Origin of the sequence: Idiomarina aquatica (genome assembly GCF_004362895.1) — a bacterium.
Lineage (GTDB): Bacteria > Pseudomonadota > Gammaproteobacteria > Enterobacterales > Alteromonadaceae > Idiomarina.
In genome coordinates, this window is the sequence record NZ_SNXI01000005.1 from 185,174 (window position 1) to 210,703 (window position 25,530).

A 25,530-nucleotide genomic window follows, 5' to 3' on the forward strand; every position below is an offset into this window, starting at 1 on the left:
AATTCTCTTGATATGAGTCAATAATTTTACGCGGAATCAATAAGATGAGATCACTTTTTGCAGTCGGTCTTATCGTTGCAGTAACGGCATTTGTGGTACCGAGCTCAGCGAATACAGATAATAGTGAGGTGTCGCAGACGCAGGTTATCAAACCTGCCCCACACTACAAAACCATCCGCTACGCTGGTTCAAAATATTATCCCCCGCTTGAATGGCTAGACAGTAACGATTTACCGCAAGGCTTTATCACTGACTTGCGGTCCGCTATGGCAACCACCGACGGTTCTTCGGCCACATTTGAGCTGATGTTGTGGCAAAATGCGCTTGACGCAGTCAAAAGTGGTGACGCTGACGCAATAGCACTGATCCCGTCTGAGCGCCGGGCAAAGGATTTTGATTTCACTCAGCCCTTTCACTACGTCCCTCATGGTATTTTCTCACACACCGATGGCGTGCAATATACCCAGATTGATCAGCTAACCAATAAAATCATTGCCGTTGCCAGCGGTGCCTACGCCCAAACACAACTACAAACAATGGCGGGCGATTATCAATTGCTCAACACCGCGGATGAGCTTGACTGTTTAAAACAGGTGGCGTTAAAGAACGCTGACGCCTGCATCGAGGTATCAACAACTTCTGATGAACTGATTGCGATGTATGATCTTCCAGTGCAATTATCCAGCGGCCCTTTTTGGCCTCAGCCTTATGCATTCGGGGTAAAAAAAGGCAATACCAAATTACTGGCTCAGCTTAATGAGCAACTCGCCACTGTTATTGTTAATGGCGATTATGAGCGAGTTTATAAACAGTGGGCACATCAGATTGAATCGAAACCGCATGGCCTGCTCGATATCATTTACCATGCCCTTTGGTTTTTTGTACCACTGGCCTTATTAGCCACACTAACACTGTGTTGGTCATTTACATTACGTAAAAAAGTCGCACAAAAAACCCGGGCATTACGAGCGGAACTTGATCATAACCGCCAGCTCCAACAGCAAATCGAGTTTAATGCAGCACATGACAACATAACCGGACTGCTCACTCGCACCGCTTTTTTTAATGAGATTGACCAGCAACTTCAGGCTCAGCAAGACAACGCTGAAGTCACCTTAATTATCACGCAAATCAGTAACCTGGAATCGATGATTACGGTATTTGGTTATGATACGGCATTTACCACGGTTGCCCGGCTTGGGGAGCGTTTAAACACGCTGCCTAATGCAATCAGTGCGCATTTTGGTTCAGGCCTGTTTGCGATTGCCGTCAATGATTCCGAACAAGTTGAACACACCATCGATAATATTCTTGAACCACTTTTTGCAGATGCAACCGATATCGAACCGCAACTTGTGTTTGGTTACGCGGACACTCTTTGTTCCATTGAGCCGATAAAAGCGGCTGAACTGGTACGACGGGCAATAACCGCATTAACCTACGCGCAACGTAAAAAAGTGAAAGTGTCGCATTACCGTGATTCGATCGAGCCAGACGCCAATAACCTGCGCCTGCTTAACGATTTTCAAAAATTCGGCTGCCGACAGTTCGTGCTGCATTTTCAACCACAGCTTGATCTTGCCAAACAATCCGTATCTCACGTAGAGGCGTTAATTCGTTGGCAACATCCCGAATTAGGCTTAATTCCGCCGTATCAGTTTATTCCGCTGTTAGAAGAATCCGGCGGTATCAAGCAATTAACTCGCTGGGTTATTCAACAGGCCGTTGAGCGGCTCAAGCAGGATGAAAGTGCTAACGAGTCAAAGCCACTAATGATTAGCGTCAATATCAGCTCGCACGATTTGGTTGATGAAGATTTTCTACCTTTCGTGCGTAAAGTTATTGGTGATATCAATCCATCCCACTTGGTTTTCGAGATAACCGAAAGTGAATTGATTGAAGAGTCTGAGCGCGCTCGTGAGGTTATTCAAAAACTGGCATCTATGGGCATCGGCTCGGCCGTCGATGACTTTGGCACCGGCTACTCATCGTTGGCCTATTTAAATGATTTATCGGTGCAGGAAATTAAACTGGATCGTTTGTTTGTTAAAAACATCTGCAGCAACAAGCGCAGTTATAAAATCGTTAAATCAACCATCGACCTGGCGCACGATCTGGGTTTATACACGGTCGCAGAAGGCGTCGAGGACAGAGAAACGCTAGAGCAACTTAAACAACTGGGTTGTGACCGCATTCAGGGCTACTACATCGCCAAACCCATGCCGGAACAGGAGTTGAACCTGTTTTTGGAGTCGTTTAAATCGCCCGGTTCCTAGATTCAACTAACGACAGCGCTACTCAGATACGCCAACTTGTGCAAAACTAGCCAATAAAAATAAAAAAAAGGAATGGCTTATGTTTACCCGTATGTTGGCGCCAATTGCCGGTGTGCTGTTACTACTACCTACGTCAACCCAGGCAGTTCAGGCTCAGGGCCGAGTCATAGAATCTGCCGGGCAGTACTCTGTAGTACCCCATCGAGAGCGAGTTGCGCCTGTTAACGAAATGACCAATCAACGCCTGGATACCCTACTTCCGCGCTTAATGGATGAAACAGGACTGGACATGTGGCTGGTAATTAATCGCGAATACGCCGAAGACCCGGTTTATTTCTCGCTGGTACCGCAACCAACCTTTGCTGCACGTCGCACTACCATGCTGATTTTTAATCGGCTGGCGGATGGTACCGTAGAAAAACTGTCGGTTAACACCTACCCATTCGGGTCGCCGTACGAGTCGGTATGGTCCGGCGGCGATTTAGACGAGCAATGGCGGGCGTTGGCAAAACTGATTGTTGAGAAGAATCCACAACGTATCGGCATCAACGTATCCCGCGACTGGCCGGTAGCTGACGGACTAACTAAGGGCTTGCACCAACGTTTGCTGGATGTCTTACCTGTTGATTATGCATCGCGGTTAACCTCTGCCGAAGAGCTGGTGGTGCGCTGGGTCGAACCCCGCACAGAGCAAGAAGCCAGCATTTTGAGTACAGCCGTTGCGCTGGCCCGTGGTGTAATAGCGGAAGCGTTTAGTAATAAAACCATTACTCCCGGAGTCACCCACACCGACGACGTCGCCTGGTTTATTCGCCAACGCTTTGAAGAGCTTGGTTTAGACGCCTGGTTTATGCCTTACGTGACCTTCCAGCGTGCAGGCCGCCAATGTACCGATGACATGCCTTTTTGCAGTAATGGTAAAGGCGTGATTGAGCGCGGTGACGTGCTGCATACCGATGTGGGTATTTGTTATCTTACGATGTGCACTGATACCCAGGAAATGGCTTATGTACTTAAACGCGGTGAGACTGATGCCCCCACCGGCCTTAAAAACGCCCTGGCAACCGGCAACCAATGGCAAGAGCTGCTAACCGCTGAATTTACTGTAGGCCGAACCGGCAACGAAGTATTAGCAGCCACCATAGAAGCCAGTCAAGCCGCCGGTATTAACAGCAGCACCTATACTCACCCCATCGGGTTTTATGGCCATGCGCCGGGGCCAACGATCGGCATGTGGGACAACCAAGGCCCGACGCCAGTGCGCGGTGACTGGCCATTACACGCCAATACTGCATATGCGATAGAAGGCAACATCAAACAGTCGATCCCCGAATGGGATGACCAAACCGTACAAATTATGTTAGAACAAACGGCATTCTTTGCCGGCAATAAGGTTGACGGCAAGAAGGTTACATATAGCGCGGGCCGGCAAACGCAGTGGCACTTGATTCGCTAACACGATTTGACTGACAAACAACGGAGTTCTTTTGAGTCATCACCACAATCATTCACACGGCCATAGCCATGACCACAGCCACCTGCCATCAAAGCGGTTGGGCTGGGCCTTTGTGCTCAATTTTGTCTTTACCATCATTGAGTTTATTGGTGGGATATTAACTAACAGTACCGCCATCTTAGCGGATGCCGTGCATGATTTAGGCGATAGCATCTCGTTAGGGCTCGCCTGGATTTTGAACAAATTGGGCAATAAACAAGCCAACCACCGCTTTACTTATGGCTACAAACGCCTGAGTCTGGTGGGTGCATTTATCAATGCCGTGGTGTTAATTGCCGGCTCGGTGTGGGTATTATTTGAAGCAATTCCGAGATTGTGGAACCCCACCATGCCAGTAGCCGAGGGCATGATCGGGCTGGCAATATTGGGCGTTGCCGTTAATGGCTTTGCGGCCTATAAATTATCCGCAGGTAAAACCCTCAACGAACGGGTCATCAACTGGCACCTGCTAGAGGACGTATTGGGCTGGGTTGCCGTCTTAATCGTCGCCATTGTGTTGCTGTTTGTCGACTGGCCAATTTTAGATCCACTACTATCCATTGCCTTCACGCTGTTTATCCTGGTTAACGTACTACGTAACTTATGGGCAACCATCAAATTATTCGTACAGGCCAACCCTGACCACGCGCTTTATCGTAATGTCGAGCAGGTATTAGCGGACCTGCCGGACGTCACCGATATCCACCACCTACACTTCTGGTCGCTGGATGGAGAATCCCACGTATTAACCGCACATTTGGTGGTCGCACGCGATTTAACCGCCGCCGAATACAGTGAATTAAAAGCTCTGATTGATCACCGCTTAGCAGCCTATAAACTCAGCCACACCACCATCGAGCTGGAGTTCCCCAGCGAAAACTGCCGGGATGAGCTTGTTGACCACAATGCACATTGAGACTATATTCAGACTAAATTCAGTTCATAGAGGTTGCTATGGTGCTTTCTGACAAAATCAAACCGATAAGCTATTTAAAAGCTAACGCCGCCAGGATCTCACTCGAGCTCGCGGAGACTGAGGGTCCCATGTACATAACCCAAAATGGCGAAGCGAAAATGGTGGTGCAAGATATAAAGAGCTTTGAAAAAACTCAGGAACAACTGGCTATGCTTAAAATTTTAGCCTTGGGTAACCAACAAATTGAGAGCGGAGATGTTCAATCGGTGGATGACGCTTTTGACAATCTCGAGCAAACGCTCGCCAGTCGTTCACAGTAAGCGTCCACAGTAATCCTTAATGACTTATTCTGTAAAGCTGACCGCTAACGCGGTTAACGACATTGGTGACATTGTCGACTATATCGCCACCAACGACGCTGAAGCTAAAGCGCTTCATACGCTGAAAGCACTACGATCATTAGTCGCTAGTTTAAGCCAGCATCCGGAGCGCGGCTCATATCCCAACGAGCTGATATCTCTCGGTATTAAAGAGTTTCGCCAAGTCCAGATGCCGCCATATCGGTGTATCTACAGAATCATCAACGCCGATGTGTATGTTCTTATCGTTGCCGATGGGCGCCGCGATATGCAAACATTACTGCAACGCCGCTTATTGCAAGGTTAACTCCCACAACGAATGTTATGTCAAAAGATAAAGCAAAGCTCGAGCAGTTTTTAGCACAAAACAAACCTTTGACCGTATTGACCGGTGCCGGTTTAAGCACCGCGTCGGGGATCCCTGACTACCGCGACCATAACGGCAACTGGAAAAGCGCTCCACCGATGCAGCATCGTGACTTTATGACCGACGAAGCGTTGCGAAAGCGCTATTGGGCGCGTTCGCTGCACGGCTGGCCGGTGCTTTATAATGCACAGCCGAATCCGGCACATAAGGCACTTGCACAGATGCAGAATGAGGGGCTAATCGGCACCATTATTACCCAAAACGTTGATGGCCTGCACCAAAAAGCAGGCGCAACAGACGTCATAAATTTGCATGGTTACGCTAACGACATGATTTGCATGGACTGCGGCGCGCGCTCGCCGCGCATCGACATGCATGAACGCTGCCTGGCGCTCAATCCAGAGTTTGCCGACCTCGATGCCACTGCATTACCCGACGGCGATGCGGACATCGACATGGACTTCTCTCGCTTTAAGATTGCCAACTGCCTTAATTGCAGTGGCTTACTCAAGCCAGATGTGGTGTATTTTGGTGATACCGTACCCAAAGAACGCGTCGCCAAAGCTAGACAAGCGCTAGCCGAAAGTGCCGGATTATTAGTAGTCGGTTCATCACTGATGGTGTTTTCCGGTTACCGCTTTGCCCGACAGGCAAATGAACAAGGCCAGCCCATTGGCATACTAACCCGCGGCAAAACCCGCGCTGATGAGCTGGCAACCTTGAAGATTGACGCCACCATTGCCGATGTTTTGCTATAAACTTATTAAAAACTCGCGTTAAAGGAACACCATGAAAATCATTACAAAAATTGCGCTCGTGGCTACCGCTATTACCATGCCGTTTATGAGTAGTGCCGATGTTGTGTCATCTTCGGAACAGGGTTTTCAGATAAAAATCGAGCAGCCTTATGAGGGAACTGCTGATAGCGGCTATCAACGCTTTGTTAATGACATAAACCAATGGTGGTTGGATGATCACACCTGGTTTGGTGACGCAGAAAAACTGTCTATCGACGCCACTGCGTGGCGGTTGTTTTTGCGAAATCGACGGTAAAAAGCAAGCGCTTCATATGCAAGTTGCCTACGTCGATCCCGGCAAAACGCTGCGTTTAGTCGGCGGCCTGGGACCACTACAATCGTTGGGTATGACCGGTACCATGACCATCAGCTTTAGCGACGGCAAAGTTAAGCTGGATTACATTGTTGGTGGCTACCCCACCACTGACTTTACGCAATTAGCGCCGATTGTTGATAGTGTTTTGCAGCAACAGTTGGCGTCGTTTGCTGCGTTTTAATCAGATAAAACGCGTTAAAAGTCTTTCTTACGCAGGGCCTTCTTCTGGCCCTGTTGTTTTTTCTTCTGTATACGCTTTTCTTTCGCTGCACGACTGGGCTTAGTGGCAATACGTTTTTTCTGCACCCGCGAGACGCTGCGAATGAGCTCAATCAACTGCTCCAGCGCCAACTCGCGATTACGAGCCTGACTGCGCGTTTCTTGTGACTTAATAATGACTTTGCCGCTTTGCGTAATACGGTGATCAGAGCGTTTTAACAGCCGCTGTTTATAAAAATCCGGCAGCGACGATGCCTGAATATCGAAAATCAACTGTGCGGCGGTGGCAACTTTATTGACGTTTTGTCCACCCGCACCGCTGGAGCGAATAAACTGCCACTCAATTTCATGCTCCGGAATTTCGACGCGTTGTGAGACTTTAATCATGGTATTGCCATCGTGTTGAAAGTGAATGTGGTAACTATTGCGATATCAAACACGCTTTTTAAAAGCTGAATAAAACTTACTTTTGTCTCGTTTCCCCACAGCTAAAACGTAAACGACCAACTCATCCTCGACTACGTCATAAACTAACCGGTATCCCGCTGACCGCAGCTTAATTTTGTAGACAGCGTCGTAACCACTTAACTTATCAGCTAAAACTCGCGGCTGCTTCAAACGATCTGCCAACTTTTTTTTGAACTGGCTCTTAACCGCCGAACCCAGCTTATTCCACTCTTTTAAAGCCGCTGGAATAAATTTTAACTTATAGGTCATCCAACGATACCGAGACGGCTTGATCTCTATCGTTACGACGCTCCTCTACGAGCTTACCAAGTTCGTAATCCTCAATGGTATCCATTAACGCTTCATAGGTTGCGGCAGGAATCAGATAAGCAGCCGGCTTGTTGTGATTGAGTACTGCGACCGGTGAGCCGCTTGCCTCTGCAATCAAAGCCGATGGGTTTTTCTTTAATTCTGAAATACTTACAGAAAAGTCAGCGAGTACTTGACGCATATTATGACCTCTATTTGGATCTATATTAGGGTCATATAATAGCCCGTATTTTGAGCCAACACCACATTTTAAGATACTTACTCAAGTAGCGTATCGATTAGCCAAGCCGATAGATTATTGCGGCCACTCAAACCGGATTTAGCATAGACTGATGACGCTTGCTGGCGCACCGTCTTCTCTTTGGTGCTTCTAACTTCAGCTATCTCGTTAAAACTTAACCCCTTGATTAATAAAACGGCCACCTCTTGTTCACTGGGCGATAGTTTCCATTGTTTGAACCAGGATTGTACAGCAGCATAAGAGTCTGGTGCACCGTCTAACTTAACTTGAGACGCTTGGTTTTCTGCACTGTCTTTTTCGCGTTGCTGGTGCCTTGTTAAAGCCTCTTTTACCTGTTGCAGTTCACGGTTACGTCCTAACACTCGTTTCCATAGCACAACAAATGCAGCAATCGAAATAACCACAGTTATTCCCTCTATGGCTAAGTGCCAGGTTGCTACTTGCATATGATAATCCGCCACGACATCAGAAATATTAGCAAACGCGATAAGTAAAAAAATTACCATTAATAGTCGGTCAATTGTCATAAATTCCCCATAACATACTACGCTTAGGACATCTGCCCGATGCATTAATGCCTTAAAAACCCTAGTCTTTAAGATGATATTAACCGATGGAGGCTTTGATGTCTTTGTTCCGCGTCATTCCCGGTAAGTTGTTTTTTAGTCTATTGGCTGTTGCTGTGTTGTTGCTTAGTCTGCCCACCCAAGCCAATAATCCACCACAACAAACGCTACTGCAGTCAACTGTTGAGCGACTCAAAACAGATGGCATGGTTATAGCCACTGATTTTGGCCAGCGCCGATGGCTATCTTCAACGCCTCGATTAAACCTCATGCATTGGCAGACTAACGCTGACAGCTTTGGCGCTAACGAGACCGAACTGGTTCTAGAGTTGGAGTTTCTAAATCCCGCCCAACGCCGCCTTGTTCATCATTCCGAACAGCTGATTCAACAATACCAGCAACTTCAAAACCTGCAGCTTAAGCTAACCGCAAGTGGTGTGATACGTGAACTGTTTTGGCAAGCAAAACAGTTGCGGACTGAACTCGCCTATGCCGAGCAAGTCGTTAACCAATTAAGGCAACTACAACGCCAAACCCAGTCACTAGTGGAGGCTGGCGAGCGTCCGGCATATGCAGGCATTATTGTTACGCAACAACAGCAAACGGCGCAGAGTCAGGTTGCAGAAAAGCAGATAGCCTTACAGCAGATCGAACGCCTTTGGCAACAACTCACCGGTTTTAACGCAGTACCGACGTCACTTGATGAACCTGAACAGGCACAACACGCCACACCAACGCATCCCGAATTGCAACGTCTACAGTTACAATGGCAATTGGCCTTAAATGCAACTCAGCAGAGTATCGCCGCAGAAAAAAGTTGGGGCGTAAATGCGGGGTATAAATACATTGATGCGCCCAACCAAAGCGAAAACCAATGGGGATTGGGTTTTAGCCTGCCGCTTAGTTTTTCTCAGTCGCTTAATGCCAGTGAACTGGTTGGCTTGCAACAGCAACAAAACGAGTTAAACCAATCACTAAGACAGACGCAAATACGCCTTGAGCTCGACATCGTCGACGCACAAAGTCAGTTAGCGCAACTCAAACAACAACATCAAAGTAATCGTCAAAATGCCAAGCTAAGTCAGCAGGCCATCGAACAGCTAAACAACCTGTACCAACAAGGCCAAATCGATACGCGCTTGTACATTGATCGTTTACTTGAGCAATTGTCCTATCAACACGCCGCACAGCTTAGTCAAATCCAAGTCAAGCAAGCCCAGGCATTCGTTAATCAAGCAAAGGGAATTACTTTATGAAGCGTCGTACCCCTTCTCGTCTATCTATTAACCGCATCGCTAATATATTAGGTCTTGCTTTGTTGGGAACAGTAACAGCACCGAATGCTTTGGCAGCACAATCCGTTGCTGTCGAGCAAGTCAGTAACTACGAGCTGCGCCCTCAAACTGCCGAAACAGCCGAAGTAGTTACTTTTTCGCCCGTTACGGGACGTTATCAAACCACCCCGGGTAGCGTATTAACCTTACCCAACCCCTTCGATAATGCCGCGGTCGACTATGCGGTTGTTGATGGCCAGGCACTGGAACCAGGCACCCTAATTGCACAATTAAATGGCCCGTCGGTAGAGCACTTTTTCCATCGTGTTGACATGCTACAAGAGCAATATGCTGTTGCCACCAGACAATATCAAAGCAAAAAGCGCTTATTCGAGAATAACGCGATTGCTGCTGATGAGTGGCAGCAGTTTTTAACGCACTACATTAGCCTGAGTGATACCTTTCACGAAATTAACGTCGTTCTGAACCGGGTCCAACAAACTGGCGAGCAATCCGCAAAACTTATCTCAACGGAAGCGGGTATTTGGCGCACCAGCACTAATAGCCAGCAATTAGGCTCGCTGCATACACAAGAGCGACTCGCTGTGGTCGCCGAAATTCCTTTAGCACAGGCAAAAAGCATCACGCATTTACAAATCAACAGCCTGCAACTACCAGTAAAACAACGCGAACAAACCGTGCGTAATGGCTTTGTTCGCATTTGGAGTGAGCCACCTGGACAAGTGGCATGGACAATTGACCAACGTTTTACCGTTGAGCCTCAAGCGAAACTTGAAAATACCTACCGAGTGCCGGCCAGTGCCATTGCCACCCTGCAAGATCAAGCCGTGGTATTTAGTATCGACAATTCGACGATTAAAGCCGTACCGGTTGAGTTACTTAGCTTGCAAAATGCGCATTACTTTGTGCGATCAGCCACCGCGTTAAACCTTATCGCAACTCACTCTGTTGCTGCTCTTAAGGTGATAGCTGATGAGCAGGAGGCGCAGTAATGATTGGCCGTTTACTGAGCTTTTCGCTAAAAAATCGTTTATTTATTTTTATTACATTTTTACTAATAATAGCCGCTGGCATTCAATCCGTTCGGCAGTTACCCGTAGACGCCTTCCCGGAGATCTCACCGACTCAGGTTAACGTCATTTTACGCGCCCCCGGCATGGCCGCCGAGCGGGTAGAAAATCAAGTCACTCACCCATTAGAAACAGAACTCCTGGGTATACCGAATCAAACAATTTTACGCTCGACAACCAAATATGGGATTACCTCCATAACGCTGGACTTTGAAGAGGGCACAGATATTTATTGGGCGCGCCAGCAAGTTGCAGAAAAACTCGCTGCGGTAAGCAAGGATTTACCCACCGGTATTCAAGGCGGTATGGCGCCAATGAGCACGCCGTTGAGCGAAATGTTTATGTTCACGGTAGAAAACCCAGACATGAGCCTCACACAAAAACGTCACTTACTGGATTGGGTTATTCGACCCACGTTACGCACTGTCGAAGGTGTTGCTGACGTTACCAATCTTGGCGGTAAAGTCAGAACCTTTCAGTTTACGCCGTCTGCGGCTAACTTGAGTGATGCCGGAATCTCCCTGGAAAGAGTAAAGGACGCCCTTGCTGATGCTAATCAAGTCGGTAATCTCGGCCGTATCACACAAGGTACCGAAACCTTCAGCGCAAGAGTGACCGGACGTGTCGTATCGCTTGACGATCTGGCCGCTATTAACGTGACCAATCAGCAACAACAAGTGTATCGGCTGGATCAGCTTGGCGAGGTGACACTCAGTTACCTACCCCGGTTTGGGGCCATTACCAAAGATGGCGAAGAGGCTGTTGAAGGCCTGATTGTGGGCTTAAAAGGTGCCAATGCAGCAGCCGTGGTCGACGCTGTGGAGCAGAAACTAGCCCAAATTCAACCAAGCCTGCCGGAAAACACGGACATCAATGTGTTCTATAACCGAAAAGGCCTTATTGACACTGCCATAGCAGGTATCTCTGATGCACTGATGCAGTCGATTGTTTTAGTTGTCGCGGTATTAGTGTTCTTCTTACGCAATGTGCGCGCCTCAATTTTGGTCTCGTTATCGATTCCTGTAGCCGCGCTTATTACCTTTATTTGCTTGCAGTTACTGGGATTATCGGCAAACTTAATGAGTTTAGGCGGCCTCGTTATTGCCATCGGGATGATTGTTGACTCATCAGTCGTGATTACTGAGAAAATCGAAACGGAATTAAACTCCCAAAAACAACTTCCCGTGCTGCACAAGATTTACCGTGCCAGTTTGTCTGTTGCTCCGTCAGTGGTTAGCGGTACCGTCATCATTATTTTAGTATTTTTACCCCTGCTCACGTTGACCGGGCTTGAGGGCAAACTGTTTTCACCGGTGGCTTTGACCATTGTTATCGCTATTACCGCAGCGTTAGTCACTTCACTAACACTGATTCCGGCGCTGGGCTCGTTATTAATGCGTCCTAAGAACCGTCGCAACAAGTCTCTCGAACGGATGCAAGACCGCTACCAGCGTATTTTATCAACTGCTATCAAGCGCCGAAATGCCACCCTGGCGGGGTTTGCCGCGATACTCGGTTTAAGCGTCTTTAGTTTTATCATGGTGGGTAAAATTTTTATGCCGACGATGGACGAAGGTGACATTATCGTACAGCTGGAAAAATCACCAACCATCTCGCTACCAGAGTCCGTGGCGTTAGACACCCAGGTAGAGCGGCAACTACTCGCTAAGATCCCGGAGATCAAACAAATTGTGGCACGCACAGGGTCAGATGAACTGGGTTTAGATCCCATGGGGCTTAACGAAACAGACGTGTTTATGGAGCTTAACCCCAAAGACAGCTGGCGTTTTGACAGCAAGCAAGAACTCATTGACGCCATTCGCGAGGTGGTATCCGCCTATCCGGGCATGAATGTTAACTTCACCCAGCCTATTCAAATGCGTATTTCGGAAATGTTAACCGGCAGTAGCGGTGATGTCTCGATTAAAGTGTTTGGTGATGACATGAACACGCTGGCCAATATTACCGATAAAGTCATTGAGCAAGCCGAACAAGTGCAAGGTGCGGTCGATGTGCAGGCCAGTGTAATAACCGGCGCTCGTTTTTTAAGCATCGTACCTAACATGCAGCAACTTCGTTATTACGGTATTTCCAAACAAAATTTTAGTGAGTTTATCTTGTCACAACTCAGTGGTTTTCCTGTCAGTGAGGCCGTTGACGGACGTATTCGCACTCCTATCGTGATGGGTTCACAAAAATCAGCGGGTAACTATCACTCTGTCAGCAACATCGAGTCGATGTCTATCGTAACTGAAAACGGCGAGACCGTTGCCCTTCAACAACTGGCTGATATCACGTTCGAGCGTGGACCTGCCATTATCGAGCGCGAAAATTCTAATCGCTATGCATTAATTACCAGCAATGTTGAAAATCGCGATGTGGTCGGCTTTGTCGACGAGCTACAGCAACGCATCAAAGCTAACGTAGACCTTGAGCCTGGCTATTTTATTGAATACGGCGGTGAGTTCGAAAACCAGGCCCGTGCCAGTGCCAATTTACTCATGGTTATTCCGGTTGCCCTGCTATTGATCGTCATCTTATTGTTTAGCTCGATGGGATCAATGGGCCTAACGACGATTGTGCTGACCAACATACCCTTTGCCTTAAGTGGCGGCGCCATTTCGCTGTGGCTGAGTGGCGAATACATGTCCGTACCCGCCTCTGTCGGTTTTATTGCATTGATGGGGGTTGCCATCCTCAACGGCATCGTCATGATTAGTCACTTTGAGCAGACCCGGGTACATTTCAGTGACTTCCGTAGCTTGGTGATTGAAGGCGCAAAAGACCGCCTGCGACCGGTATTAATAACTGCTATTACAGCAATTTTTGGTCTGATCCCGCTATTAATGTCGAGTGGTCCAGGTTCGGAAGTGCAAAAACCACTGGCAGTGGTGGTCATTGGTGGGTTAATTACAGCAACTCTGGCCACGTTATTATTACTGCCTATTTTATACTTACTAGTGAACAGGAAGTCAGGCGATGCCTAATAAGTTATTAAAACTCTATTTAAGCCGCGAACAAAAAGCAGACTTAGTCGACTGCCTAATCCAGCTCGATGTTATAAGCGGCTTTAGCTTCTACGATATTGACGGCTTTAGCCGCAACCACGAGCGCTTTGATATCGACGAGCAAGTTCGCGGTGCGCGGCGTATGGTGATGGCAGAAGTTATTTGCTCCAACGAGGATGTTCATTGTATTCAAGAAGCTATATCGCAGCTTCATTTTAAAGAGCCCATGCGTTATACACTACAACCGTTAGACGACGTTGGTCATTGGCTTTAAAAAAGTTAGCCCCCAGGCACCTTAAACAGAAAGATGCTTGGGGGAGAGGTCACAGTCTGGAAAATAACGTCCTTTTTTGAAATTTGCTTGGCACTCACCGTAATTACTCCGCAATGAACAACACAGAGGAATTCTAATTACTGGAGTTTTCGGGGGTAGATACAGAAAAGAGTTAAAAAGCTAGATCAGTCAGCAGAACGGCGAGCGATGTGTTCCCTCAGGTGGCGGCAAAGTTGTTGTAGAAGCTGTTTGTTAGCGTCGGTTAGTTCAAAGGAGGCATTCACCCGTAAACAATGATTAAACTCATCCTGTAACGCGAACAATTTACCCGGAGCCAGCGTAATATTTTTATCCAGCGCTTCCCGGTATAACACCGTGGTATCGACGCTGGCGTCAAACTCCAACCACAAAAAATAACCGCCACTATGGTTATAGATTTTGGCAATGTCGCTTAGCTGTTGCTGCAAAAACTCGTGCATTTTACGTTTTCGGGAAGCCAGCGTTTTGCGTAATTCTTTAAGGTGCTTCTCGTAATTTTTTGTCGAGAGATATTCCACTAAGGATAACTGAATAGGCGCGCTGGTCGCTAAGGTGCTCATTAGCTGACGTTTTTGTACTTCCAGTGCGCGGTTACTGGCTGCCACCCAGCCAATACGAAACTCGGCCACAAGCGATTTAGAAAATGACGAACACAGCATGACGTTATTGCTGTTATCAAATTGCTTTACTGCCAGCGGTGCCGTGTCTCCTTCATACAACTCGCTGTACACATCGTCCTCAATTAACACAACGTTGTACTTTTCCAGCAGTTGCGCCACCTGCTGCTTCTTTTCATTGCTAAGCGAATAGCCCACCGGGTTTTGAAAATTCGACATTAACCAGCAGGCCTTAACATCATAGCTCTGAAATGCCCGCTCCAGAGACGACATATCGAGCCCACGTTCAGGATCAACCGCCACAGAAATAGCTTTAAGACCAAGCCGCTCTAGGGTCTGCATCGCACCATAAAAGGCCGGAGCTTCAATCACCACCCAGTCGCCGGGTTGAGTCGCAGCCTGAAGACTCAAACTCAGCGCCTCCAGTGCCCCTGCGGTTATTACAATTTCATCGGGCGAAATATTCATCCCCTGCGCCGCGTAACGCTTAGCAATTAAATGCCGTAACTCTTCGTTACCAGGTGGCAGGTTATCCAGCGCATTCATTAAAGAAGACTGTTTTGCTGCTGACGCAACCGCTTTATTCAGTTGATAGCGCGGAGACAAGGAAGGATCAGGATACGCAAAGCCTAAACTCAACGTATGAATATTACGGGATGCCTGCAGCACTTCAAAAACAAAGTCGTTCACACTAACCGCTTCGGTTGGCTGAATAGAATGAGACTGATTTTGAGGATGTTTTACCGAGGCAGAAACGCTGTAGCCTGAACGCTCACGCCCCGCCAGAATGCCCTGAGACTCAAGCATTTGATAAGCGTGCAAAACCGTCATCAGGCTATAACCTGACTGTTCCGCTTGTCTTCTTAAAGAAGGTAGCTTTTCACCGGGCAACCATATGCCTTTCTCAATTTGAAGCCTTAGCTGATTTGCCAGTAGCTCATACTTTTTCATGAAAACACTCTGATGAACCGAACGAGCTAAATAATAACAGATTATTGTTTTAACTGTTATAGAAAACCCGTTACGGCAAAATCAAAGCAGAAAGGCTTTTACATCATTCGTTTTAGTGTTCCATCTTTTATAATAAACTGATGAATGAAAGCCATACCGATATGACCTGCAACTAGAAACAATAAGCCCCAGGCTATGTAAGAATGCAGATTACCAATGTTTATCAGCCAGCTAACTTCCTCACCTTTAGCAATAACTTCAAGGTTAAATGCGCTCAGCCCATAACCGTTACCCACCATGTAACAAATTCCGGTCACAGGCATCAATACCAACGCCGCATACAACAAACCGTGACCGATTTTTGCCAGAACACCAATAATAGATTCATGCTCGGGCCGGTTGCCCTTTTCTTTGACAGCCCAACCTAAGCGTAAAACAATAAGTACCAATAGTAGTGAACCAATGGATATGTGCCAGGGAACCAGCGTTTCACCCACCCAGTGCTCGCCATTGTTAATACGGTCAAAAAATTTTAGGAATTGCCAGCCAACCAGAATTGCCATCGACCAGTGAAAGAAGCGCGTTATAGAACCATAACGCGCTTTAGAATCATTCATCATTTTGAGTTACCCATATCAATCAAATATCGTCTTAGGCTACCTATCTGATATTAGTATGAGAATGCACATTTTCTTAAAATGTTTTTCAGAAAGTTAAAACTCCACACATATCTTACCAAAGTGCTTGCCAGACTCCTCGTAACGGAATGCATCCGCTAATTCTTCCAGAGCAAAAGTTTTATCAATTACCGGCTTCACACCGTTAGCTTCTAAAGCACGCACAAAGTCTTTCTGATTGTCGCAGCTGCCAACAATTAGACCCTGTAGTCGTGCCTGCTTAGCCATTAGTTTAGCGGTTGGAACCTCACCTTCACTTCCGGTTAGCACACCAATTAACGCAATGTGCCCCGCTATCGCCACCGCATTGATAGATTGTGGCAAGGTGCCAGGACCGCCAACTTCAATCACATGGTCGACACCACGGCCATTGGTTAATTTACGAACCGTTTTGCCCCATTCTGGGTCTTCTTTGTAGTTAATCAGATGATCCGCTCCAAGCTCTTTATATTGTTGAAGTTTGTCATTAGAAGACGATGTAGCAAATACTGTTGCGCCCAGGCTCTTCGCTAACTGGCAGGCAAATACGGATACGCCACCACTGCCGAGCACCAATACCGTATTGCCCGGCTTAATGCCACCATCAACAACCAGAGCGCGCCAAGCCGTTAACCCCGCAGTCGTCAAAGTGGCTGATTCAGTATGACTATAACCCTTCGGCTGATGGGTAAAGAACTGAGTCGGACGCACCACAACTTCGCGAGCGTAGCCATCAATGCCATCACCCGGCGTGTTGTGAAAGTCGCCCACTGGTGCCGGGCCACTTTGCCAGTAAGGGAAAAAGGTAGAAACAACATTGTCCCCTACCGCGAATTCTTCCACTCCTTCGCCAACGGCTTCAACAACACCTGCGCCATCAGACATCGGAATGCGCCCATCTTCCGTTGGAATAAAACCAGACGCTACGCCGTAGTCATGAAAGTTAAGCGAGCTTGCTTTAACTTTAACGCGAATTTCTCCCGGACCAGGCTGGCCAGGGTCTTCCATTTCGGTTACCTGAATATTATCCAGACCAAACGGTTTTTTGAGTCGTAGCGCTTTGATCTTCTTAGTCATGTTGGTAATCCTTTAACTAGAGTGTGTGTTCAATTGTAGTTCTTAAGAGGGGGATCGGATCAATTACACTGAACTTGCACAATATTGATCTACGACAAACCAACCTTAAATATCAGGTCGAAATTCAAATATCAATTGATATCCAAAAATCATAAGCTACTCTTAAATTCAAGGTGTTTAGACATTCAGTCTAAAATCGTTATAAAAAAGGAGATATCTCATGGCCAACCCAAATATTCCAGGCTTCGAGATTAGAAAAACTGCACCCGAGGGATTCGAGCACGAACCCGACGCAACTTCCGGTTACTGGCATCATCGACCACAAAACACGTTGCCCCCGCATGATTTCATCGGCCCCTATGCAAGACATCGCCCCTTACCTACCCCGGGCGTGGAAAAACGAAAAGCCTATATCGTTGGTGGTGGTATTGGTGGTCTGGCCGCTGCCTTTTACTTAATCCGGGATGCACATATGCCGCCAGAAAACATCACTATTCTGGAAGAAATGGCGGTCGAAGGTGGCTCCATGGACGGTTCTGGCAATCCGGAAGACGGTTATATCGTTCGCGGGGGCCGTGAAATGAACTGGAACTACGACACTCTGTGGGATATGTTTCAGGACGTACCCGCGGTCGAATTGCCTGAAGGATATTCAGTCCTCGATGAATACCGAATGGTTAACGACAACGACCCTAATTACTCGAAAGCCCGGTTAATGCATAACTGCGGAGAGATCATGGATTTCACCGACTTTGGTCTCTCGAAATCCCAGCAGCGTGAAATGATACGGCTGCTCCTTAAACGCAAAGAAGAACTCGATGATATCACCATTGAGGAATACTTCAGCACAGGCTTTCTTGAAAGCAATTTTTGGTCGCTTTTCCGCAGTATGTTTGCCTTTAAGAACTGTCATAGCTTATTAGAAACTAAGCTCTATATGCATCGTTTCCTCGATTCCATTGACGGATTTGGTGACATGTCGGTTCTTGTCTTCCCGAAATACAACCAGTTCGATACTTTCATTAAACCGTTAGCTAATATGCTACGCGATAAAGGCGTAAAATTTCAGTTGAATACCCGCGTGTATGACCTCGAGATGACGGAGTCTAGCGGCAAAAAAACAGTTACGGGGATACTCTGTGCCGTAGCAGGCGAAGAGCAACGCATTGACGTAGCAGATGGCGACCTGGTCTTTGCACTCACCGGGTCAATGACAGAAAACACCGCCTATGGTGACATGAATACTGTGCCAGATTTGAAGGTAGACCGTCATGATCCAGGCGAGAACAGCGGTTGGAGCCTCTGGAAAAATCTTGCCGAAAAATCCCCCGTATTTGGTAAACCAGAGAAATTTTACGGTGACGTTGATCAATCGATATGGGAATCCGCAACGCTAACCTGTAAATCCTCTCCTCTGGTGGATAAATTGACGGAGCTTTCGGTCAACGATCCTTATTCAGGGCGAACAGTGACGGGTGGAATCATCACCTTCACCGATTCTAATTGGTTTCTGAGTGTCACCATCAACCGTCAGCCACATTTCCCGGGCCAACCTGAAGATACGTTGGTAGTTTGGGTATATGGCCTGCTGATGGACAAGGACGGAAATTTTGTGAAAAAACCTATGCCGCAATGCACAGGTAAAGAGATTCTCGCGGAACTCTGTCATCATCTCGGCATAGAAGACGAACTGGAAGCAGTTGCGGCCAGAACAAAAGTCCGCACCGCCCTCATGCCCTACATTACCGCTCAATTTATGAAACGTGCGGCCGGAGACCGACCTCAGCCAGTACCTGAAGGGTGTACCAATCTGGGTCTAGTCGGGCAATTCGTTGAGACTCGAAACGACATTATTTTTACTATGGAAACTTCCATTCGCACGGCACGTGTTGGAGTCTATAAGCTACTCAACATTCCTAAACAGGTACCGGATATTAGCCCAACACAATATGACATCCGAAACATGATTAAAGGTGCAAGGGCGATGAATAATGGTAAACCCTTTATGGGCGAACGTCTGTTACACTGGTTCCTCGATAAGACTTATTTTGCTCATATCCTACCCCCCTTACCAGATTCTGAGAGCTCTAAACATGAAATGCTGGCACAGGAAGTCGGAGAGATTTTGAGTAAAGGAAGCGAGGCAGTCAAAGGAGTTGGAGCTTGGATTACCAAGCTTCGCGGCAGCTTTTCTAATAAAGATAAGTAAACAAAACGATAACGACGCGTCAAAAAGGCGCGTCGCTTGAGAGGATTTAAAAATGACGTATACGGCTCGGCGCCTAACGAGGCGTGAACAACAAGAGCAAACCCGTGTTCGCCTAATTGACGCCGCCAATCGCATGTTCGCAGAAGGAGGAATAATTGCCGCCTCTCTGCGAAACCTCTGTGCACGTGCGGGTTTTTCTCAGGGAGCGTTTTACTCGAACTTTACGAGCAAAGACGAACTCTTGCTCTCAGTCATCGAGAGACATATCCAACAGGAAGTCTCACTCATGCAAGAGCTAGTATCTAAATCAGATAGCGAGGGTATTGATGGAGCATTGGATCGATTAGCCTACCGCTTGTCGGAGCTGGCGCGTGATCTACAATGGTCGCTTCTCTCCGTTGAACTACAACTTCATTCCCGACGCGACCCGAGTTTCGCTGAGCGTAGTGAAAAAGTTAAAATGGCGAGTCTCCGAGAATTTTCTATTCTGTTGGAAAACCTGATTAATCGTCACAATCTGACCCCAGTTATGCCAGTTTTTGATCTCGCGAGAGGTCTATACGCACTCTGGTCAGGACTAGCATTACAAGGATCGATTAAGGAAGCGTTGCCCCGAGATCAGGTGTTCCTCTCTTTTTTACGTAACATGATCGTCACGCCGAGTACTTAAAGCGGTTTGCGATATTAAAACGAGCCTGAGTTGGCTCAGCTTAATTTTAATACAAGGGTTAAACTTTAAGCATGCAGGAAAACGGCTATATTCATTTTAATCAGGCTGAAGGTCGCGATTGTTTAACCTTGGGTGGAGACTGGACAGTCGCCCATTACATTGACCTAAAAAAACAGCTGGCTAACCTGGGTGACGTACCGCAGTCAGTAACTTGCAATATTGAGTCGATGAAAAAACTCGATACTGCGGGAGTACAGTTATTATACCGCGCCTTAGGTGAGCACAAGTTACGCCAATTGCCTTTAACTGAGCAACAACACAATCTGATTGATACAGTTATTAATGCCTGCAGTAATCAGGAGCCGCCGTTGCCCCCCAAAAGTAACGGCTTTGTCAAAATGCTCGAACGGATCGGCATCTTCAGCTCAAATCTCTATCGCAACCAGCGCGACTTACTTGGATTTATGGGCGCTACCCTGCAAAGCGCCGCTCAAGTGATTGGACGTCCGTCACGTTGGCGAGTAACCGCTTTTGTAGCGCAGCTAGAGGAAACCGGTTTAAACGCGTTGCCTATCGTGGCGCTATTAACCTTTTTGGTCGGCGCGGTAGTTGCTTTTTTAGGTGCAACCGTGCTCAGCGATTTCGGTGCCAGTATATACACCATAAACTTGGTCGGCTTTTCCTTTTTACGCGAATTTGCTGTTTTACTTACCGCAATTATGCTTGCCGGGAGAACAGCCAGTGCTTTTACCGCTCAGCTTGGTTCAATGAAAGCTAATGAAGAAATTGATGCGTTACGTGCCCAGGGACTGAATCCACTTGAACTCCTCGTGTTACCGCGAGTGCTTGCTATGCTTGTCAGTTTGCCGGCTTTGACTCTTGTTGCGATGGCGTCGGGTATTGGCGGAGGTATGGTAATTTCCGCTCTGACATTGGATATTTCGCCAGCGCTTTTCCTCCATATATTTGAGCGCGATACCGGAATAAATCACTTCTGGGTAGGAATGATCAAAGCCCCGGTGTTTGCCTTTGTAATTGCGATTATTGGCTGTAACGAAGGCTTTAAAGTCAGCGGCAGCGCGCAGTCAGTTGGGGAACACACGACCTCCAGTGTGGTTCAATCAATCTTTATGGTAATTTTGCTCGACGCTCTGTTTGCTCTTTTCTTTATGGAGATTAACTGGTGAGTGACATAGCTATAGCCGTGCGCAACCTGCGTAATCAGTTTGGCCAACATGTGGTACACGAGGGGCTTGATCTCGATGTCTATCGAGGCGAGGTACTAACAGTGGTCGGCGGCTCTGGCTCGGGCAAATCAGTGTTAATGCGCAGCATTTTGGGGCTAACCCAACCGACTGCTGGCAGCATTCAAATCTATGGCGAGGATGTACTACGACTCTCTGCCGCTGAGCGCCAACGAGTCGATAGAAATACCGGGGTACTCTTCCAAAAAGGCGCGCTTTTCTCGTCATTAAATGTGCGTGAAAATATCGCACTGCCCTTGCGTGAACACCTAGGAATGAACGCCAATGACGCCGGTGATATCGCCTCGCTTAAACTGGCTCTGGTCGGGCTGGATGCACAAACGGCGGAGACGATGCCGCAATCATTATCCGGTGGTATGATAAAACGAGTTGCCTTAGCCCGCGCACTCGCTCTGGATCCGGATATTTTGTTTTTAGACGAGCCTACAGCAGGGCTTGACCCTATTGGAGCCGGTGAATTTGATTCGCTGTTACAGACACTGCAACAAGCACTTGGATTGACTGTGTTTTTGGTCACTCACGATTTGGATAGTATTTATCAGGTTAGTGATCGGGTGGCGGTATTGTCGCAGAAAAAAGTACTGGTAGTGGATACTCTTGATAAAGTCGCCGCGTATCAGGATCGCTGGGTACAAGCTTATTTTCACGGCCCGAGAGGCAGAGCTGTAAGTAATCAACAAATGAGGCCAGAACATGGAAACTAAAGCACATCATGTGTTAATCGGCAGTTTTGTGCTGATTATAAGCGCAGCTTTTATCAGTGTCGTCCTATGGCTGGGTAAAGCCAGTATCGACAGTGATTATGCCTATTACGAAGTTGTTTTCAACGATGAGGTTAGCGGCTTGAATCCCGGTAGTGCGGTGGAATACAGCGGCATTAAAGTCGGCGATGTGGTTAATCTGCGCTTGGATCCTAACGACCCAAGGGTGGTACGTGTACGCATTCGGGTGACTACAGATACACCGGTTAAAGATGACACCGGCGCACGGCTGGGGCTGGCCAATATTACCGGTAATGCACTTATTCGCTTATATGGCGGTTCGCCAGACAGTTCTCCCTTAAAAGGTAACGAAAAAAATCCCGCGTTGATTGTGGCTGACCGCTCAGCACTTAACCAATTATTCGCGAACAGCGAAAGCTTGCTTCAGGATGTAAACCTGTTTGTCCAGAACATCAATAGTATGTTCTCTGAAGAAAATACCCAGCGCGTGGCGGCAACATTAAGTAACGTAGAATCTATCACCTCGGCACTGGCCGCTCGAGAAGATGATTTACAGGGCATCGCGGAAGGCTTGCACCAGACCATTGATGAGTCGCGCAGGAGTATGGCCGCATTCACACGCTTTGCAGACCAAGGCCAACAGTTGCTCGATAGGCACGGTGACGAAACCTTTATTGAGATGCAAAAAACGCTTCAGGCAATGCAAAAAGGGAGCAAAGAGCTGACTCGTATTATGAATGAGAATGAAGAATCGTTGGAAGAAAGCGTCCGTGGATTGAAGGAAGTTGGACCGGCGGCGCAGGAATTGCAACGAACCTTACGTGTTATTAATCGCATTGCGGAGCGACTAGAAGAAGAGCCTGGGTCATTTCTACTGAGGCGTGGACAAGTCGAGGAGGTTGAGAAATGAAATTGTACCTGAGGCACGTCATGCTGAGCCTTATAATTACTTCATTAGGAGCATGTTCGGTGCTACCCGAAGCCGAGCAAATTCAAATCTATCATTTACCAATTGATGGTTCACTAAAAACGATATCAGAACCAAGACTAAACACGGCGCTAAGTGTAGCGGAACCAGACACGCTGCGTTCGCTCAATACCTCGCGTATTAGTGAATTCAGTAATGTTCAGATCCAACGATACTACGCAGGAGCCCGCTGGGCCGATCGAGCACCAACCCTGGTACAGCAAAGTATGATGCAAACCCTGCAAAGTACTGACTTGTTTTCGCAGGTAGTAAATGCAGAAAGTGACTTGTCTGCTGATTACCTTATTCACAGCAACCTGCGAGCTTTTCAAATAGAAAATTCCGAAGCAGGCGAGAAAGCTCACGTAATCTTGCATGTCACTCTGGTTAGCCAACTTGATCGACAATTATTAGGAAGTACATTATTAGCAGAACAAGTTCCAGTGGCCGGCTCTTCAATGCAGGACACCACCGCCGCCCTGGGTGAAGCTATGGATAACATAAACACCGAACTGTCTGAGTGGATCTATATGCTTCTTAAACCGAAATCGGACTAAGTTCGCGAATATATGGGATAGGACGTCTTCGTCCTATCTTCATAACAAACATGACGTGACTCACGGGTTACGTGATTCTGCGCTTCTGAACGGTACCATAGGCTAAAAATGCGTTGTAGGCTGGCAAAACAAGAATAGCCTTGGGGTTTCCAGCCGCCAGAAAGAACTCTTGCCTTGTAAGTTGAAATAAACTTTTTCCACCTGAGGCTTCATTTCCACCATCAGTTGGATCCGCAGTCCATAACTGGAAGGCCAACCAAAGCAGATAGAGTCCACCGACGATCTTTATTACCAAAAATAATTTTTCAGACGTATACAAGACTGTTGCCAACCCTGTAGCAGCAAGAGTAATCATTCCAACGAATGCGATCAGCCGACCAATACCAGCACAGCAAGCAACTTTGACACCGTAACGCTTTGCATTCGCCATTGAAAGAAGGTTGTTTGGGCCAGGTGCCATATTCAAAGCAAAGCTTGCTGGAATGAATAAGAGGATTGTCATTAAAGTCACAATTAACTCTCCTTGGGAACTAGCAACTGCTTTAACTAAACTACCTCATTTACTGAGTTTATATCAACACACAAAACGGGTTGGTTCGACGTTCCGTGATTATTCTGAATACACTTTACAAGACCATTAGAAAGTGTACATTGTACACTTAGAGTGAAAAGCTAAGGAGTGGCGAAGCAGTTGAAAGGGGAATTAAAATGAGCATATTTAAAAACTTAAAAGCGTCATTAACCGAGACCGTGGAAATTGAAAAAGGCCGCAAAGAACCTAGCAAAACATGCCGATTTGAAGTTGCGGATGTTAAAGCGATCCGCGCAAAACTTAATGTTTCACAAGCTGAGTTTGCGGAGGCTTTAGGGACAAGCCTGGATACAGTAAAAAGCTGGGAAAGCAAACGAAGAAACCCAACAGGTATTTCAGCAAAAGTACTGGATACCATCGAAGACAACCCGCAGGTATACTACGAGATTGCGTCGCACTAATTGCGGCTCAGCCCTGACGTGAACGTCAGGCTGCGCGAAAGGAAAACACAAAAAAGCCGCTCGAGAGAGCGGCTTTTTATATGGAATTGGTGGAGCTGGCGGGAGTCTTATTTTAACGAATTTCGTCCACGCACTACAAAAGGTTATTTAAAGCTATTCCCAAGCCAAACCGTGTTTGCTTATGATTATAGTCAATTAAACTCTCACCATAGCCAGTGAAAACGCTCGCGTACCCATAAAACTTACCCCACAAAGGGAATGAAAAACTTACTTCTGCGGAGCCTCGACCAGTCTCAATCGCATGATTTAATCTAAAGCCGTATTCAAATTGACCATCATTATACCCAGCCGAAAACTCATAGTTTCCGACATAATCTTCTATATTCGGGTGGCCTTGTTGATCAAATCATTATTGAGGGTAAACTCCCCCTTTCCCCAACTCGGGGTTAGCGCACCATTTCGCTCACAGGCATACCAAGGCGTGTTAATTTATTAAGTACGGCGACACGTACATAACCCTCACCGACTTGCGCATTGTAGCTATGATAGCGGAACCTATCTCCGGTAAGGATTTTGAACCGCCACATTGCGGTTTCCGCTAATGAACGTTGGTGGTAACCGGTATCATGCTTCCATTGCGCTAACTGGCCTTGCTTCAAGGCTTTAACTGCGTTGTTTCGCGGGTGGTCACCACGCCAGTATCTGGCGTTGCTGCGCGGCGGTATACAGGGTATTGCGTTCTTACGGGCTATTTCCCGGTAACATTCTTTGGTGTCGTAGGCTCCGTCGCCGGTTACCTTGCCTACTTTTCGGCGGCCCATTTTCTTTAGC

At 47.2% G+C, this 25,530-nt stretch carries 29 protein-coding genes; 19 read left to right on the forward strand and 10 right to left on the reverse strand.

The genetic code is table 11. The annotated features are described in order from the left end of the window. Positions 1-44 precede the first annotated feature (44 nt). The 8 genes from DEU29_RS06080 (at position 45) to DEU29_RS06115 (ending at position 6,707) form a co-directional block, all read left to right on the forward strand. A complete protein-coding gene (locus DEU29_RS06080; protein WP_133539362.1) occupies positions 45-2,276 on the forward strand; it encodes an EAL domain-containing protein in 2,232 nt (743 codons plus the stop codon). Between the two features lie 79 nt (positions 2,277-2,355). Continuing rightward, positions 2,356-3,732, forward strand: a complete 1,377-nt coding sequence (locus tag DEU29_RS06085) for a M24 family metallopeptidase (RefSeq protein ID WP_133539363.1) — start codon at positions 2,356-2,358, stop codon at positions 3,730-3,732. Positions 3,733-3,763: 31 nt separating this feature from the next. Next, positions 3,764-4,687, forward strand: coding sequence for a cation diffusion facilitator family transporter (locus DEU29_RS06090; RefSeq protein ID WP_432206872.1), 924 nt, complete (start codon positions 3,764-3,766; stop codon positions 4,685-4,687). Between the two features lie 38 nt (positions 4,688-4,725). Continuing rightward, entirely contained in the window at positions 4,726-5,007 is a 282-nt protein-coding gene (locus DEU29_RS06095) for a type II toxin-antitoxin system Phd/YefM family antitoxin (RefSeq protein WP_133539364.1), read from the forward strand. Between the two features lie 19 nt (positions 5,008-5,026). Further along, positions 5,027-5,353: a type II toxin-antitoxin system RelE/ParE family toxin gene (locus DEU29_RS06100; protein ID WP_133539365.1), complete on the forward strand. Its 327-nt coding sequence runs from the start codon at positions 5,027-5,029 to the stop codon at positions 5,351-5,353. A gap of 17 nt (positions 5,354-5,370) precedes the next feature. Then, positions 5,371-6,171 (forward strand): NAD-dependent protein deacetylase, encoded by an 801-nt coding sequence (locus DEU29_RS06105; RefSeq protein ID WP_133539366.1) that lies wholly within the window; start codon positions 5,371-5,373, stop codon positions 6,169-6,171. A gap of 31 nt (positions 6,172-6,202) precedes the next feature. Next, entirely contained in the window at positions 6,203-6,466 is a 264-nt protein-coding gene (locus tag DEU29_RS06110; RefSeq protein ID WP_133539367.1) for a hypothetical protein, read from the forward strand. A 16-nt stretch (positions 6,467-6,482) separates the two neighbouring features. Beyond that, positions 6,483-6,707, forward strand: coding sequence for a hypothetical protein (locus DEU29_RS06115; RefSeq protein WP_133539368.1), 225 nt, complete (start codon positions 6,483-6,485; stop codon positions 6,705-6,707). Positions 6,708-6,721: 14 nt separating this feature from the next. Here the strand turns inward: DEU29_RS06115 and arfB are convergent, their stop codons facing one another. The 4 genes from arfB to DEU29_RS06135 all read right to left on the reverse strand — a co-directional run bounded on the left by arfB (position 6,722) and on the right by DEU29_RS06135 (position 8,290). Then, positions 6,722-7,132 (reverse strand): alternative ribosome rescue aminoacyl-tRNA hydrolase ArfB, encoded by a 411-nt coding sequence (arfB, locus tag DEU29_RS06120; RefSeq protein ID WP_133539369.1) that lies wholly within the window; start codon positions 7,130-7,132, stop codon positions 6,722-6,724. 45 nt (positions 7,133-7,177) lie between these two features. Next, on the reverse strand, positions 7,178-7,462 hold the full coding sequence (locus DEU29_RS06125) for a type II toxin-antitoxin system RelE family toxin (RefSeq protein WP_133539370.1): 285 nt from the start codon (positions 7,460-7,462) through the stop codon (positions 7,178-7,180). After that, positions 7,452-7,703 (reverse strand): type II toxin-antitoxin system Phd/YefM family antitoxin, encoded by a 252-nt coding sequence (locus DEU29_RS06130; protein WP_133539371.1) that lies wholly within the window; start codon positions 7,701-7,703, stop codon positions 7,452-7,454. Before DEU29_RS06130 ends, DEU29_RS06125 begins: the two co-directional genes overlap by 11 nt. A 77-nt stretch (positions 7,704-7,780) precedes the next feature. After that, complete coding sequence (locus DEU29_RS06135) at positions 7,781-8,290, reverse strand: helix-turn-helix transcriptional regulator (RefSeq protein WP_133539372.1); 510 nt, start codon at positions 8,288-8,290, stop codon at positions 7,781-7,783. Positions 8,291-8,388: 98 nt separating this feature from the next. Here DEU29_RS06135 and DEU29_RS06140 point away from each other — a divergent pair, with 98 nt between their 5' ends. Genes DEU29_RS06140 through DEU29_RS06155 form a run of 4 tightly spaced genes read left to right on the forward strand, consistent with a single transcriptional unit; the run spans position 8,389 to position 13,976 of the window. After that, positions 8,389-9,585: a TolC family protein gene (locus tag DEU29_RS06140; protein ID WP_133539373.1), complete on the forward strand. Its 1,197-nt coding sequence runs from the start codon at positions 8,389-8,391 to the stop codon at positions 9,583-9,585. Then, positions 9,582-10,616, forward strand: coding sequence for a membrane fusion-like protein (locus DEU29_RS06145; RefSeq protein ID WP_133539374.1), 1,035 nt, complete (start codon positions 9,582-9,584; stop codon positions 10,614-10,616). Before DEU29_RS06140 ends, DEU29_RS06145 begins: the two co-directional genes overlap by 4 nt. After that, positions 10,616-13,681, forward strand: coding sequence for an efflux RND transporter permease subunit (locus DEU29_RS06150; RefSeq protein WP_133539375.1), 3,066 nt, complete (start codon positions 10,616-10,618; stop codon positions 13,679-13,681). The genes DEU29_RS06145 and DEU29_RS06150 overlap by 1 nt, the downstream gene beginning before the upstream one ends. Beyond that, positions 13,674-13,976, forward strand: coding sequence for a DUF3240 family protein (locus tag DEU29_RS06155; protein WP_133539376.1), 303 nt, complete (start codon positions 13,674-13,676; stop codon positions 13,974-13,976). Before DEU29_RS06150 ends, DEU29_RS06155 begins: the two co-directional genes overlap by 8 nt. A gap of 185 nt (positions 13,977-14,161) precedes the next feature. Here the strand turns inward: DEU29_RS06155 and DEU29_RS06160 are convergent, their stop codons facing one another. From DEU29_RS06160 to DEU29_RS06170, 3 genes are all read right to left on the reverse strand, one after another. Further along, positions 14,162-15,583 (reverse strand): PLP-dependent aminotransferase family protein, encoded by a 1,422-nt coding sequence (locus DEU29_RS06160; RefSeq protein WP_133539377.1) that lies wholly within the window; start codon positions 15,581-15,583, stop codon positions 14,162-14,164. Positions 15,584-15,681: 98 nt separating this feature from the next. After that, positions 15,682-16,203 (reverse strand): cytochrome b, encoded by a 522-nt coding sequence (locus DEU29_RS06165; protein WP_133539378.1) that lies wholly within the window; start codon positions 16,201-16,203, stop codon positions 15,682-15,684. A gap of 93 nt (positions 16,204-16,296) precedes the next feature. Then, positions 16,297-17,316, reverse strand: coding sequence for a zinc-dependent alcohol dehydrogenase family protein (locus DEU29_RS06170; protein ID WP_133539379.1), 1,020 nt, complete (start codon positions 17,314-17,316; stop codon positions 16,297-16,299). A 220-nt stretch (positions 17,317-17,536) separates the two neighbouring features. Here DEU29_RS06170 and DEU29_RS06175 point away from each other — a divergent pair, with 220 nt between their 5' ends. From DEU29_RS06175 to DEU29_RS06200, 6 genes are all read left to right on the forward strand, one after another. Further along, positions 17,537-19,525, forward strand: coding sequence for an oleate hydratase (locus DEU29_RS06175; RefSeq protein ID WP_133539380.1), 1,989 nt, complete (start codon positions 17,537-17,539; stop codon positions 19,523-19,525). A 52-nt stretch (positions 19,526-19,577) separates the two neighbouring features. Then, positions 19,578-20,195 carry a TetR/AcrR family transcriptional regulator gene (locus DEU29_RS06180; RefSeq protein ID WP_126751549.1) on the forward strand — a complete coding sequence of 206 codons (618 nt, stop codon included), beginning with the start codon at positions 19,578-19,580 and terminating at the stop codon, positions 20,193-20,195. 71 nt (positions 20,196-20,266) lie between these two features. Then, positions 20,267-21,382 carry an ABC transporter permease gene (locus DEU29_RS06185; RefSeq protein WP_126751550.1) on the forward strand — a complete coding sequence of 372 codons (1,116 nt, stop codon included), beginning with the start codon at positions 20,267-20,269 and terminating at the stop codon, positions 21,380-21,382. Next, positions 21,379-22,164 carry an ABC transporter ATP-binding protein gene (locus tag DEU29_RS06190; RefSeq protein WP_133539381.1) on the forward strand — a complete coding sequence of 262 codons (786 nt, stop codon included), beginning with the start codon at positions 21,379-21,381 and terminating at the stop codon, positions 22,162-22,164. Before DEU29_RS06185 ends, DEU29_RS06190 begins: the two co-directional genes overlap by 4 nt. Beyond that, positions 22,154-23,092, forward strand: coding sequence for an MlaD family protein (locus DEU29_RS06195; protein WP_126751552.1), 939 nt, complete (start codon positions 22,154-22,156; stop codon positions 23,090-23,092). Before DEU29_RS06190 ends, DEU29_RS06195 begins: the two co-directional genes overlap by 11 nt. Then, a complete protein-coding gene (locus DEU29_RS06200) occupies positions 23,089-23,706 on the forward strand; it encodes an ABC-type transport auxiliary lipoprotein family protein (RefSeq protein WP_126751553.1) in 618 nt (205 codons plus the stop codon). Before DEU29_RS06195 ends, DEU29_RS06200 begins: the two co-directional genes overlap by 4 nt. Positions 23,707-23,773: 67 nt before the next feature. On the opposite strand, the gene DEU29_RS06205 is transcribed toward DEU29_RS06200, so the two are convergent. Beyond that, positions 23,774-24,208, reverse strand: a complete 435-nt coding sequence (locus DEU29_RS06205) for a LysE family translocator (protein ID WP_243734499.1) — start codon at positions 24,206-24,208, stop codon at positions 23,774-23,776. Positions 24,209-24,414: 206 nt separating this feature from the next. On the opposite strand from DEU29_RS06205, the gene nadS reads away from it, so the two are divergent. Further along, entirely contained in the window at positions 24,415-24,699 is a 285-nt protein-coding gene (nadS, locus tag DEU29_RS06210) for a NadS family protein (RefSeq protein WP_126751555.1), read from the forward strand. Between the two features lie 133 nt (positions 24,700-24,832). Here the strand turns inward: nadS and DEU29_RS06215 are convergent, their stop codons facing one another. Then, positions 24,833-25,081, reverse strand: a complete 249-nt coding sequence (locus DEU29_RS06215; RefSeq protein WP_133539393.1) for a phospholipase A — start codon at positions 25,079-25,081, stop codon at positions 24,833-24,835. A 64-nt stretch (positions 25,082-25,145) separates the two neighbouring features. After that, on the reverse strand, positions 25,146-25,530 hold a 385-nt coding region (locus DEU29_RS06220), incomplete at its 5' end, for a transposase (protein ID WP_133539383.1).

Excerpts from the sequence above, each read along its gene's own strand:
- nadS (WP_126751555.1), top strand. The coding sequence starts at position 24,415 with ATGAGCATATTTAAAAACTTAAAAGCGTCATTAACCGAGACCGTGGAA.
- DEU29_RS06115 (WP_133539368.1), top strand. The coding sequence starts at position 6,483 with ATGCAAGTTGCCTACGTCGATCCCGGCAAAACGCTGCGTTTAGTCGGC.
- DEU29_RS06110 (WP_133539367.1), top strand. The coding sequence starts at position 6,203 with ATGAAAATCATTACAAAAATTGCGCTCGTGGCTACCGCTATTACCATG.
- DEU29_RS06125 (WP_133539370.1), bottom strand. The coding sequence starts at position 7,462 with ATGACCTATAAGTTAAAATTTATTCCAGCGGCTTTAAAAGAGTGGAAT.
- DEU29_RS06145 (WP_133539374.1), top strand. The coding sequence starts at position 9,582 with ATGAAGCGTCGTACCCCTTCTCGTCTATCTATTAACCGCATCGCTAAT.
- DEU29_RS06205 (WP_243734499.1), bottom strand. The coding sequence starts at position 24,208 with ATGACAATCCTCTTATTCATTCCAGCAAGCTTTGCTTTGAATATGGCA.
- DEU29_RS06155 (WP_133539376.1), top strand. The coding sequence starts at position 13,674 with ATGCCTAATAAGTTATTAAAACTCTATTTAAGCCGCGAACAAAAAGCA.
- DEU29_RS06165 (WP_133539378.1), bottom strand. The coding sequence starts at position 16,203 with ATGATGAATGATTCTAAAGCGCGTTATGGTTCTATAACGCGCTTCTTT.
- DEU29_RS06140 (WP_133539373.1), top strand. The coding sequence starts at position 8,389 with ATGTCTTTGTTCCGCGTCATTCCCGGTAAGTTGTTTTTTAGTCTATTG.
- DEU29_RS06180 (WP_126751549.1), top strand. The coding sequence starts at position 19,578 with ATGACGTATACGGCTCGGCGCCTAACGAGGCGTGAACAACAAGAGCAA.
- arfB (WP_133539369.1), bottom strand. The coding sequence starts at position 7,132 with ATGATTAAAGTCTCACAACGCGTCGAAATTCCGGAGCATGAAATTGAG.
- DEU29_RS06195 (WP_126751552.1), top strand. The coding sequence starts at position 22,154 with ATGGAAACTAAAGCACATCATGTGTTAATCGGCAGTTTTGTGCTGATT.
- DEU29_RS06105 (WP_133539366.1), top strand. The coding sequence starts at position 5,371 with ATGTCAAAAGATAAAGCAAAGCTCGAGCAGTTTTTAGCACAAAACAAA.
- DEU29_RS06150 (WP_133539375.1), top strand. The coding sequence starts at position 10,616 with ATGATTGGCCGTTTACTGAGCTTTTCGCTAAAAAATCGTTTATTTATT.
- DEU29_RS06170 (WP_133539379.1), bottom strand. The coding sequence starts at position 17,316 with ATGACTAAGAAGATCAAAGCGCTACGACTCAAAAAACCGTTTGGTCTG.
- DEU29_RS06175 (WP_133539380.1), top strand. The coding sequence starts at position 17,537 with ATGGCCAACCCAAATATTCCAGGCTTCGAGATTAGAAAAACTGCACCC.
- DEU29_RS06095 (WP_133539364.1), top strand. The coding sequence starts at position 4,726 with ATGGTGCTTTCTGACAAAATCAAACCGATAAGCTATTTAAAAGCTAAC.
- DEU29_RS06080 (WP_133539362.1), top strand. The coding sequence starts at position 45 with ATGAGATCACTTTTTGCAGTCGGTCTTATCGTTGCAGTAACGGCATTT.
- DEU29_RS06135 (WP_133539372.1), bottom strand. The coding sequence starts at position 8,290 with ATGACAATTGACCGACTATTAATGGTAATTTTTTTACTTATCGCGTTT.
- DEU29_RS06085 (WP_133539363.1), top strand. The coding sequence starts at position 2,356 with ATGTTTACCCGTATGTTGGCGCCAATTGCCGGTGTGCTGTTACTACTA.
- DEU29_RS06185 (WP_126751550.1), top strand. The coding sequence starts at position 20,267 with ATGCAGGAAAACGGCTATATTCATTTTAATCAGGCTGAAGGTCGCGAT.
- DEU29_RS06200 (WP_126751553.1), top strand. The coding sequence starts at position 23,089 with ATGAAATTGTACCTGAGGCACGTCATGCTGAGCCTTATAATTACTTCA.
- DEU29_RS06100 (WP_133539365.1), top strand. The coding sequence starts at position 5,027 with ATGACTTATTCTGTAAAGCTGACCGCTAACGCGGTTAACGACATTGGT.
- DEU29_RS06160 (WP_133539377.1), bottom strand. The coding sequence starts at position 15,583 with ATGAAAAAGTATGAGCTACTGGCAAATCAGCTAAGGCTTCAAATTGAG.
- DEU29_RS06130 (WP_133539371.1), bottom strand. The coding sequence starts at position 7,703 with ATGCGTCAAGTACTCGCTGACTTTTCTGTAAGTATTTCAGAATTAAAG.